Origin of the sequence: Deinococcus marmoris DSM 12784, from assembly GCF_000701405.1 — a bacterium.
Taxonomy (GTDB): Bacteria; Deinococcota; Deinococci; order Deinococcales; family Deinococcaceae; genus Deinococcus; species Deinococcus marmoris.
The window spans coordinates 1-10,688 of record NZ_JNIV01000128.1 but is presented as its reverse complement, the minus strand read 5'-3'; the positions used below and the strand labels follow the sequence as shown (position 1 = coordinate 10,688).

Sequence of the window (10,688 nt, the reverse complement as noted above, 5' to 3'; positions counted from 1 at the left end):
TCTGCTCCGGGCTGTGAAACAACTTCAATTGCTCATTGATGGCGTCCCAGACGCTCTCCTGAATCCTGAGGTGATGGCGACGCTCCTGTTCGTCATGGGCCTGGTGGTGGGCCAGTTCAGCGTCGTAGGGCGAGACGCGGGCCAGTTCGCGCCTGATGGTGGTGCGGTGGAAGCCGAGTTGAGCGGCGATGGCGGGGATGGGTTGCTGGGCCTGGTGAAGTGCCTGGAGCTGATAGCGTAGGGGCAGCGTGAACCGGTGGTAGCACATGCTTTTCTCCTTTGACAGAGAAAGCGTAGCCCCTCCGGGTCACGCTGTGCGCTAGCAACTTGAATCCACCAGATTTTCGGACGGTAAGCCAAATTCTAAATTATATCCTCAGGCTAAAATTGTGGACATGATCTTTTTTATGGAAGGAGATAAAATATTCAAAGCCGAAGAAGTAGCTAGGAAACAGGCAAAGTTAAAGAACAAAAGATAATTTTCTGATCCCACCAAAGGAGTCACCCACATGATCCTGTCCCACGGAACCCTGACCGCCCCCGAAGCCCACGCCGACGCCACCCGCCAGATGCTGCGCCAGATCGCGCAGGCCACCCGCCAGGAAACGGGCTGTCAGCTCTATCTGGTCTCGGAGAATCTGGAAACGCCGGGCCATTTCGTCATCACCGAACAGTGGGCCAGCATGGAGGACATGCAGACGCACCTAGCGCTGCCTGCTGTGGGCGAGGCCATCGCCGCCGTACACGGCATGGGCATCACGGACCTGGCCATCACAGCCTGGGAGACGGGAACGCAGACGCAGATCATGTGATCTGAAAACACTGCGGGCGGCGGGATGTGCCACCATATGGCATGTCCCGCCGAACGATTCCCCCAGAGTTGCTGTCCCTGCTGCAAGGCGGGCGGCTTCCTGTCTCTGATCCCTTACCCGGTTTGCTGAAGCGGGCAAAAAAGCTACCGCTGGACCGTGAAGGCGCGTGGCTGCTGCTGACCCATCAGTTGACGGCTCCGGGGATACAGGAAGGGTTGCCGACAATGGTGCTCCTGCTGGACATGGCCAGTAAAGCGCTGCTGTTCCAGGACATGCTGGAGGACGCGGACACCGCTGATCTGACCCGGCTGGTGTTAGAAACCCTGCTGGAGCCTGAGCCAGTCGTGCGCAGTGGGGATGGGCTGACCACCAGCATGTTCACGGCCCCTCATCCGCTGGCCCGGCCCAGGCAGCCCGCCCGCATCCTGGCCTCCGACGCCTATGTGGCGCAGAGTCTGGCGGTGGAGCTGTCATCTCTGAAAACCACAATTGCGCACGACGATTCACCCCAGACCGCGCAGATGCTGGCCGCGCTGGCAGAGCCGTTCCAAGCCGCGCTGAACGCCCAGGCCGAGGCCATCAACGCCGTGCCATTTCTGACGGATCAGCCGGACGACGCTGTCCATGCTCTTCACGCGGCCATGAGCGCGTATTGCCACGCCCAACCCTGGGAGGTTTTTGATCCCCTGAAGCTGGTGCGGGCGGGCTGGACCGATGAACACGGCGTGCCAGGGCAGTGCTGCGCCGGAATCATGGGCGAGGCAGGCGTGGAATTTGGGCTGGCGCTGTACGCCCGCGCTGCCGAGCGGGCCGTGATCTTGCAGAGTGACGGCCCCGAAGTGGCCCTGAGGGTGTTGAGCGGCATGGAACGCATCTCGCTGGGCGAGGCGTCCGAACTGGCTCCGGAAGATCTGGCAACCTTCACACGGCTGGGGCTGGAACCGATTGAATGGGGCGGCGAATCCGGCTGGCCGGTCTTGCAGCGCCTGATCCGCAACGACTCACCGGAAGTCGCGGTCCAGACAGCGCCGCCTGTGACCCCACTCCATGCCGCGACGGCGCTATTGCAAACGCTGGCAGACCGGGCGCGGGCCAGACCGGGCTGTCCGGTCACGTCCCTGACCGCCGAACTGGGCGGAGTGCAGGTGCGCTATCCCTCGCCGCCCGCCGAGGATTTTAGTGAGCAGGAGCGGCGTGGGGCCGTGCGGGTGACCCTTGATATGCCCCCAGAGATCGCGTCAAATATGCCCGAACACCTGACCCTGACCGCGCCCGCCGACATGACGCTGCGCGACGCCTGGAGCGGCGTACAAAAGCAACATAAACGCTCCATCCTGCCCAGTGACCTGGAATTTCCGCTGGATGAGGAAGACGAGAACGACGACGATTGGTTTGATTCCACACCTGCCCAACTGTGGAACTTGCGCCCCGGCTCGCCGCTGCTGATCATGCGCCACCTGCCCGATGCTGGCCTACTGGACGGCGGGGGTCTGGTGGTCCGCGCCGAGTGGCTGCCCGATCTGGACGTTTCCAGTGCGGACCTGGAAATCCGGGGGGAGGGAACGGTGGTCAGGCCCGGAACAGGTAAAACCAACGCCGCGCCCGTCAATATTCCCCTGCATCCTGAACCTGTTCAAAGTGAACCCGTCCAGAAGAAGGCGACGAAAGCGACAGCCGCACCGCAGAAACGCGCCCAGCACGAGGGCATGTGCCGCCTGTGCGGCTTCGTGGGCAACAAGGCCAGCATGACCCGGCATCTGGCAAAGTGCGAGAACCGCGCCGCGCCCGGCAAGGGCGAACATGAGGTCTACCGCCTGCGCGTCACGGACAGCCGCCGCCCGGACTACTGGCTGGACGTGGAGATGCCCGTCACCGCCAATTTGGACGATCTGGACGGCTTTCTGCGCGATATCTGGCTGGAATGCTGCGGCCACATGAGTGCTTTTACGATTGGGCCGGAAGACGATTTCGCTGATTTTGATCCCTTCAGCGGGCCACCGAAAAAGAGCAGGCAGCCCACGCTGGACAAGCTGGGGCTGGCGAAGGGCGACAAATTCGGTTACACCTACGATTTTGGCAGCAGCACCGATCTGACCGTGCAGGTGCAGGCCCGCGAAACGGTGGCGGGCAAAGCCGGAGAGAAGGTGCGCCTGCTGGCCCGCAACATTCCACCCGCGCTGACCTGCTCGGAGTGCGGCAAACCTGCCGTGTGGGTGAATTCCTGGGAATATGACGAGGAAACTGGACGGGCGGTCCTGTACTGCGCCCAGCACGGCGAGGATCAGGACGAGGAGGCGCTGCTGCCGGTGGTCAACTCGCCGCGCATGGGCGTCTGCGCTTATGAGGGCGGCAACATGGACGACTGGCCCCCGGCGGTGACCGGCTAACGGATTCGCGTCACCCGCCGCAGGTCTTCCTCACCCTCCAGATGCTCCAGACGCAGGATTGGCGCGTCCGGGTAATCGGCGTACAGCCGTTCGCCCCACTCCACCACGCTCAGGCGGCTGCCCGCGATCAGGTCTTCCAGATCCATGTCGTACAGTTCCTGCACACTCCGCACACGGTAGGCGTCCACATGCAGGGCGCGGCCAACCGGGGTGGGGTAGGCGTGGATCAGGGCGTAGGTGGGGCTGGTCACCGGACCAGAGAAGCCCAGCGCGCCGATCAATCCAGAGGTCAGCGTGGTCTTGCCTGCCCCCAGTTCGCCCTCCAGAAACAGGACGGCGGCGGGCGGCAGGGCCGGGGCCAGGGCCGCGCCGAACTCGTGCTGCTCCTCTGGGCCATGCAGCAACTGGGACTGACCAGGTTCTAGCGGAAATGCAGGCATCGCCGCCGATGCTAGCGCCGGGGATCAGCGCCGTGTCGGGCCAATGCTGTGTCGATCAACGCTGCATCCGATCAATGCGGTCTCGGGTCAACGCTGCGTTCGGGTCACCCGCCACAGGCCATCGGCGTCCTGCTGGGCTTCCCAGCGGTGTCTGGCGCTGTGCATGGTCACCTCGGTGACGCCCATGTCCTCGGCCACCGTGATCAGGTTGGTCAGGGGAACGGTACTCTTGTCGTAGGGACCGCTGAGCAACATGCAGCCCTGAAGGGTCCACACCTCGGCGGGCAGTTCCGCTGCGTCCAGCTCAAAAACGCCCAGCAGACCGCTCAGGGCGTCGTCGCCGAAAGTGGCCGTGACTTCCTGGGCGGCGCGGTACTCGGCCTGGGCCTCGGCCAGCAGCGTTTCGGCGTCTCCCAGGGTCTGGGCGTAGCGGGCGCGGGCCGGGGCGCTCATCGGCCCCAGGCGGCGCTGGGCACGCAGGGTATCGGCCAGACGGCCCAGGCGCTGGGTGGTTTCTCCGGCCAGGCCGCGCACGGCGTCGTATTCGGCCACGATCCTGTCGGCGCGGGCATCAAAGCCCTCGCGCTCCTGGGCTGCCGCGCCCATGTGGCGTTCCAGCACCGCCCACAGCGGGTCCAGATCCAGCGCCTGACCGTTCGAGAGGGCCGCCTGGGCCTCCAGGAGCAGTGGGGCCAGTTCGGCTGCCGCGCCGGGCAGGTCACGGGCGGTGCGCTCGATCTCCAGCAGTTCGCGGCCCGCGTTCAGGCCCGCCTCGCCGCTGAGGGCCGTGCCGTCGGGACTGGCCTGCAACGCGCCGCGTGCCGTACTCAGGGCGCGCAGCTCGTCGCTGGCCAGGGTGCCGCCGTCCAGCAGGTGATGGGCGGCGTCCAGTGAAACCCGCACCCCCGCACCCGCCGGGTGGCTGGCCAGATCGCGTTCCAGCGCCGCCAGTTCGGCGCGTTGCTCGTCCAGGACCCCAGCCAGCACGGCGCGCAGGGTCTCGCTCCAGCCCTCTACCGCCTGCGCCGTCAGCGGGTGCTGCTCGCCGCCCCCGCGCAGCGCCTCAAGTTGCCCGCGCAGGTCCGGTCGCAGCAGCAGCAGCGGGGCAAACTCGCGCTCGGCAGTGTCCAGCGCCTGCCGGGCATATTCGCGTTCCAGTTCCAGCACGCGGGCCTGCGCCTGCGCGTCTCCGCTACGGTCGCCGCTGCCCAGGCCCTCCACCACCGAGGATTCCAGTTGTTTGCGCAGGTTGTAGGTCAGGGTGCGGGCGCGGTCTACCTCGCCGGGCAGCAGCGTACTCTGGGTCTGGGCCTCGTCGATCTGGGCGATCAGGGTGTCCAGGCGGCGCACCTCGCGGCCCCCCAGCCCCTGCACCCGCGTGAAGACGGCGCGCAGTTCGGCCAGATCCTGGGCCTGCATCACCAGTCCTTCTTGCAGGCGGCGGTCCATCTGCGCGATCAGGTCCTGGCCCTCCTGTACCAGGGCCGCCGTGTCCTGGCCGCCCTCCTGCTCCTGGCGGGCCACCCCCAGCACGCCGCGCAGGCGCTGGGTCTCGGGCCAGTCGAAGTACAGCGCGAACCGCCGGGCCTGTTCTTCCAGCTCGTCCAGCGCGGCGTCGTTGGCGGGCAGGCGTTCCTGGGTCACCTGCGACAGTTCTTCCAGCACCTCCGAAACCCGGCGCTTGGCCAGCGGCGCGGGCACGCTGAGTTGCAGCCGCTTGAACACCTCACGCTTGAGAATGCTTTCCAGCGTGCGGACGTCCATGCGCTCCGGCGTGGTGCCGCGCTCGGCGGCGGCGTCCTGCAAGATGCGTTCCAGCGCACGCGGCGAGATCAGGTCACCCAGCATCTTGACCGGCAACTGGTGCAGGCTGGCGTTCATGGCTGACATGGGCACGTCGCCGGATCACGTCTGGAGCGCGCCCGCTTCCTGGGCGGCAGGCTAAACATCACTGCCCCGGAGGCCCGGACGGGCGAGAGAGGCCACGTTAGACGGAATCCGTATCAGACATAGCCTCCATTGCATCACAGGTCCTCGTCCCAGTCCAGGCTCTGCGCGGCGGCAACTTCCTGCTGCGGCGCGCTGCGGCGACCCAGCAGACCGAACTGCTGGCACAGCCCCCGGAAACCGAAGGTACTCAGGCCGATGGCCAGAGCCGCCGACAGCGCCCACAGCGGTAGCCCGTAGGCGTTCTGGGTCAGCGTGAAATTGCTGGCGGCCCGCAGCGCGCCCACGCCGGTCAGGTCACCGATGGCCCCCAAGAGGCCGAACAAGCCTTCCAGAAACACCGGCAGCAGCAGCAGCGCCAGCCCCGAGGCGATGGCCCGCCAGTAGGTGTTGCGCCCGCCGAAAGCCAGATTCAGCAGGTACAGCGGCACGAAGGCCAGGGCCGCCAGCAGTGCGAAGACCAGCACCCTCAGCCAGCCCCCAAAGCCGCGTGCCACCCCGGCTGAAACGTTGTCCAGCGTGCTGACGGGTTGACCGGCGGCGCGGCGCTCCAGCCCCGACAGGCCAGCGATCAGGGCCTGCACGTCGTCCGGGCGCAGCGCCGTGCGGACCTGGGCTGCGCCCAGATCGAACACCAGCGCGTCGTAGCCCTGGGCACTGCGCAAGGTGGTAGGCGCGGCGGCCAGCGCGGCCCCGGCCTGCCCCAGTTGCTCGCGGGCCAGCGCGGGATCGCCGTGCCCGGCAGCGGTGAGTGCGCGGCCCAGCGCGGCGTAGACCTCCCCTGCGCTGGTCCTGGCCGGGCGGGCGGGGGCGGTGGGCCTTGGTGTGGCAGTGGCGGCAGGTGTTGCTGGCGGGGTTACGGTGGTGCTGCCCGGCGTAACGGTCACCGGAACGGCGGGCGTGGTGGACGGCGTGACCACCGCGCCACTCGGCGCTGAGGCCAGTGACTTCACGAACGCGCCGTTGTTCTGGCGCAGTGCCGTCAGCGATGTGCCCAGTGCGCCCACGTCGCCCACGGTCAATTGCCGCAGCGCGTCACCGAACTGCGAAACCTTCAGGTCACCCGCGCCGGGGGCGTCCTGCACCGCCGTGAACCAGGCCATCCCGCGCGACAGGTTCAGGTACGTGGTGGGGGACTGGGTGGGCTGGGCCGTATTCAGGGCCGCGCCGATCTTTACGGCAGCCTCGCGTTGCAGCCGCCAGGCCACGCGGGGCAGTTTGCCCGCCGCGCCGTCTGCTAATAGCGCCTGCGTTGCCGCGCCGCTCAGGCCAAATTCTCCGGCCAGCAGCCGCAGTTGCGCCGTGCCGTTGGCCGGGGCGCTGGCCAACAGGGTCAGGGTCTGATCATACAGCGCCTTGCGCATGAAGCCGCGCGCCAGCAGAACCTGGGCCTCCAGTTCCGCCGGACTGCGCGCCAGCGAGCCGCGTGCGCGTTCCAGCGAGCCTTGCAGGGCGCTGGCCAGTTGACGGTTTTGCAGGCTGGGGGCCAGTTTTTTCAGATCTGCGTCCGCCGCGTCCAGCCGGGTCAGGGCCTGGGCCGCTGACGTTGCCCTCGCCGTCACGGCCCCGTCCAGATCGGCGGCCAGCGCCCGGTAGGCTCCCAGGTCCTGCGCGCCCGCCGAACCTGCGCCCAGCAGCGCCGCTGTCAGCAACCAGCCTGTGCTGCGGGAAGTCATGCGGCCACCTGAAGGCCCTGTAATTCCACCAGCATGCGGCCCACGTTGGCCTGTGCGCCCACCACCACGGCCACGCAGTACTCGCCCAGCGGGCGCATACAGACGGTGCGCCCCCCCAGGTCCGCCGACATCAGACGCAGCGTGCGGCCCCCCAGCAGCAGCGCCGTGGCCGCCACCACCCCGCCCAGGCCGCTGGCCCCGGCGATGGCGCGGCTTTGCAGCACCTCGCCGCTGGCCCGGCAGACCATCACGCCCTGCACGCCCGAGAAGCGGGCCAGTTCGCGCAGCAGTTCCTCCTGCCCGTCCGCGCTGCTCAGGTCATAGGTGCGGCCCAGCCCCACGGACACGTATTCGGGATCGTCGAACTCGAAGTCGTCGGCCCCCAGGCTCAGGTGTGCCAGCGACAGGCCGCCCGCATCCGAGTCGTCGTCCCAGGCGGCAAAGGGGGCCATCTGGGTCATCAGGGTGGGGGCCTTGGGGTATTCGGCAGCCAGTTGCCGGGCCAGGGTCAGCAGTTCCTGGCGGGCACGCGCCTCGGGCAAGACCATCGACAGCCGCGCCAGCAGCGGCCCGGACAGCAGGCGCTGAAGGTCCTGGGCCGTCACGGTGTCGGGCTTCAGGTGCTGCTCGCGCAGCAGGGCCTGGAGCATGGTCTCGGCTGCCCGGGCCGATACGACGCCCGTCAGGGCATGAACAGTCATGGTGTACACCGCATTGGTCATCTCAGGAAACCTCAAGGGAGTGTAGACAGAGCGGGCTTACATTTTTGTCTCACGGGGTTCTCTCTTCATTCTGCTGGCCTTTGCTATACTCCCTGCGGCCCAGGTTTGCCGGAGCCAGAGCTGGTTATGCCGTTCCACATGTAGCTTCTGACCTGTCCAGCGAATTCCTTTCCCACACACCCGCACCCGTAGCTCAGTTGGATAGAGCGGCCCCCTCCTAAGGGGCAGGTCACTGGTTCGACTCCAGTCGAGTGCACCAAAGAAAAGCCCCGCCCAGTGCGGGGTTTCTGCGTTTCTCGAAGGCGGTTGAAGGCGTGCTTTTTGGGATCGTGACCAAATTATGACCAACTGGCCTTTAATTCACCACCCTAGGCTGCGCCTTGACCAATTTTAGTGGCGCGCCATGGCACAGCATCAGCGAGGGGTACGTGTGGCGTAAGCCGTGCCGTGGGGTATCGTGCCTGGGCGCTCAAGGCTCTCACGGTTCACCAGGCCGTGAGGGGTTCCGTGGCAACCTCAATCCTCTGGCGCGAGGTAACGCCTGGGGTTGGTGGAAACAGCCGTGGAAGCAACTTGCACTGCGAACTCAGCGGCGGCCTCTGTGCCCTCTGCCTGGATGAGCGCATGCAGATACGCAGCATTCCAGATGTCACCGGCCCCGACGGTGTCGCTGACCTGAATGGCCGGGGCCGCGTGCAGGCTGACCTGCCTACCGTGATGCAGCAGAACGCCGTCGGCACCACGCTTGATCACGAGGGTGCCGTCCGGGTGCAGGTGGGAAGCGAGGCACTCCACGGCGCACCGCAGATCGGTTTCACCCGTCAGAGCCAGCGCTTCGAGATCATTGATCAGTAGATGGTGGATTCGGGGCAACCAGCGCTCAACCTCCTGCCGCAGTTCAGGGGTGTAGCCGCCATCGGGCCAGCCCATGTCGAGGGCCACCAGTGTTCCGGTTTGCCCGAAATACGTCAATACCTCGGGATACTCGCGGCGTAGCACTGGCGTGAGGAAGGCTCCGGCCAGCAGGGCGAAGCGGCTGGCTGGAACGTGGGGCCGCAGGTCCGCCCACTCCAGGGTTGCCAGATGCCCCAACTGGGTGATGAACGTCCGCTCGCCGTCTGAATGGGTCACGGCGACGGTCACGGAAGTCGGCCCACTACAGGGAAGCCAGGTGACCTGCTCGGCGGGGAGCTGCTCCTGGAGCCACTTCCCGGCCAGATCATCCCCAGCCGTACTGATTACAGCGTGGTCTGTGCCTAACGCAGTGCAGGCGGCGGCAGCGTTTCCAGCGTTCCCGCCAACGCGCCACTGCAACTCCTCCACCAGAACTTCAGTGCCGCGCCCAGGCCAGCCGTCCAGGGGACCCAGAATCAGGTCCACATTGATGTTGCCCAGGATGACCAGGTCACGCGCCGTCACGCAGGCCGCTCCGGCAGTGCCGCAGGACGGAACTCGACGTTCAGGCCCGCAAAGAGATCATGCATTGGGTACTCAGGCACCGAGGAGCGAATCCCGCCCAGGCTAAAGGTCTCGCTTTCCATTAGTGGGCCGAATTGCTCGTCGCTGAGGGTGCCCAGGGTGCTGAGTGGACCCGTTTGAGTGCGATGGGAGAACAGGGCGGCCCGTTTCTGTGCCGCATAGGCGCGAATGTCGATCCGGGCAGCGATGGTGCAGTCGCAGACCGCGTAAGTCTCCGGTTCCAGCCCCTCCAGCACGCCAAGAGAACGCCCACTCTGGAGGCGAAGCATTTCCTCACGGCTCTGAACGGTGTAAAAGAGTCGCTGAACGCGCACCTGCCGGAACCCACTGCTGGCGTAAGCAGCGGTGGCGACGCGGTGGGTGATCAGATGATCAGGGTGGCCGTACATGCCATGTGGGTCGAAGGTCAGCATAATTTGAGGATGGGTGGCCTCGATCACTTCCAGAATCTGGCGTTCCATCGCCGTCAGGTCGGCGTTGATGGTGGCCAGGGGATCGTCGCGGCGAAGCCGGTCACCCCGCCCGCTGTCATGGTAGCCGAGAAAGATAGGGGGGTGGATGCCCAGAGCAAGACAGGCGTCTTTGAGTTCCTTTTCCCGCTGGGTGGGCAGATCGACATTGCCCAGGGTAGGGTCGGTGTTGCGTCCTGCCTCACCGCGCGTCAGGCAGATCAGGTGAACCTGCGCGCCACGTGCGGCATACAGCGCCAGCGCCCCACCGCAGCGCAGAGCCTCGTCATCGGGATGGGCAAAGACGGCCAGAAGAGACGCGGGGGCGCTCATCCCTTCATGCCCGTCAACACGATGCCCTCGATGATCTGTTTCTGGAAGATGGCAAAGACGATCAGGACCGGAATCACCGCCAGACTGCTCGCCGCCATGATCAGTCCCCACTGCGTCCCCGCCTCCCCGTTGAACAGCGCGGTCCCCACCGGCAGCGTGCGGAACTCGGGTTTCTGGATCACGATCAGCGGCCACAGGAACGCGTTCCAGTTGCCCAGAAACGTGAAGATCGCCAGACTGGCCAAAGCTGGGCGGACCAGCGGCAGCGCGATCCGCCAGAAAATCCCGAACTCGCTCATGCCGTCGATGCGTGCCGCTTCCAGCAGGTCATCCGGGAGCGTCTCGAAGAACTGCCGCATCAGGAACACCCCGAACGCGCTGATCAGCCCCGGAAACATGATCGCAAAGTACGCCCCTGGCACCGTGCTGGTCAGATTGATGTC

Annotated in this window: 10 protein-coding genes and 1 tRNA gene; 3 read left to right on the top strand and 8 right to left on the bottom strand. The window is 66.2% G+C overall.

Annotated features, from left to right (window positions below):
- A partial coding sequence (locus Q319_RS26560; protein WP_156039498.1) for a helix-turn-helix domain-containing protein occupies window positions 1-268 on the bottom strand: 268 nt, incomplete at its 3' end.
- 241 nt (window positions 269-509) lie between these two features.
- On the opposite strand from Q319_RS26560, the gene Q319_RS25825 reads away from it, so the two are divergent.
- Together Q319_RS25825 and Q319_RS28830 are read left to right on the top strand one after the other, a co-directional pair.
- Window positions 510-812: a putative quinol monooxygenase gene (locus tag Q319_RS25825; RefSeq protein ID WP_051655617.1), complete on the top strand. Its 303-nt coding sequence runs from the start codon at window positions 510-512 to the stop codon at window positions 810-812.
- Window positions 813-853: 41 nt separating this feature from the next.
- A complete protein-coding gene (locus Q319_RS28830; protein WP_245619418.1) occupies window positions 854-3,199 on the top strand; it encodes a plasmid pRiA4b ORF-3 family protein in 2,346 nt (781 codons plus the stop codon).
- On the opposite strand, the gene tsaE is transcribed toward Q319_RS28830, so the two are convergent.
- The 4 genes from tsaE to Q319_RS0120535 all read right to left on the bottom strand — a co-directional run bounded on the left by tsaE (window position 3,196) and on the right by Q319_RS0120535 (window position 7,984).
- Window positions 3,196-3,639, bottom strand: coding sequence for a tRNA (adenosine(37)-N6)-threonylcarbamoyltransferase complex ATPase subunit type 1 TsaE (gene tsaE, locus Q319_RS0120550; RefSeq protein ID WP_029484302.1), 444 nt, complete (start codon window positions 3,637-3,639; stop codon window positions 3,196-3,198). The genes Q319_RS28830 and tsaE overlap by 4 nt on opposite strands.
- A gap of 87 nt (window positions 3,640-3,726) precedes the next feature.
- Complete coding sequence (locus tag Q319_RS0120545) at window positions 3,727-5,529, bottom strand: coiled-coil domain-containing protein (protein ID WP_245619416.1); 1,803 nt, start codon at window positions 5,527-5,529, stop codon at window positions 3,727-3,729.
- A gap of 134 nt (window positions 5,530-5,663) precedes the next feature.
- Complete coding sequence (locus Q319_RS0120540) at window positions 5,664-7,262, bottom strand: hypothetical protein (RefSeq protein ID WP_029484300.1); 1,599 nt, start codon at window positions 7,260-7,262, stop codon at window positions 5,664-5,666.
- On the bottom strand, window positions 7,259-7,984 hold the full coding sequence (locus Q319_RS0120535; RefSeq protein ID WP_029484299.1) for a dynein regulation protein LC7: 726 nt from the start codon (window positions 7,982-7,984) through the stop codon (window positions 7,259-7,261). Before Q319_RS0120535 ends, Q319_RS0120540 begins: the two co-directional genes overlap by 4 nt.
- 182 nt (window positions 7,985-8,166) lie before the next feature.
- On the opposite strand from Q319_RS0120535, the gene Q319_RS0120530 reads away from it, so the two are divergent.
- Window positions 8,167-8,243: transfer RNA gene (locus Q319_RS0120530), tRNA-Arg, on the top strand.
- 257 nt (window positions 8,244-8,500) lie between these two features.
- Here the strand turns inward: Q319_RS0120530 and Q319_RS0120525 are convergent.
- The 3 genes from Q319_RS0120525 to Q319_RS0120515 all read right to left on the bottom strand — a co-directional run.
- Window positions 8,501-9,403 (bottom strand): carbohydrate kinase family protein, encoded by a 903-nt coding sequence (locus Q319_RS0120525; RefSeq protein ID WP_029484298.1) that lies wholly within the window; start codon window positions 9,401-9,403, stop codon window positions 8,501-8,503.
- Window positions 9,400-10,245, bottom strand: coding sequence for a PIG-L deacetylase family protein (locus Q319_RS0120520; protein WP_034416073.1), 846 nt, complete (start codon window positions 10,243-10,245; stop codon window positions 9,400-9,402). The genes Q319_RS0120525 and Q319_RS0120520 overlap by 4 nt, the downstream gene beginning before the upstream one ends.
- Window positions 10,242-10,688 (bottom strand): carbohydrate ABC transporter permease (locus Q319_RS0120515; protein ID WP_029484296.1); only part of this gene is annotated, 447 nt, incomplete at its 5' end. The genes Q319_RS0120520 and Q319_RS0120515, both read right to left, overlap by 4 nt.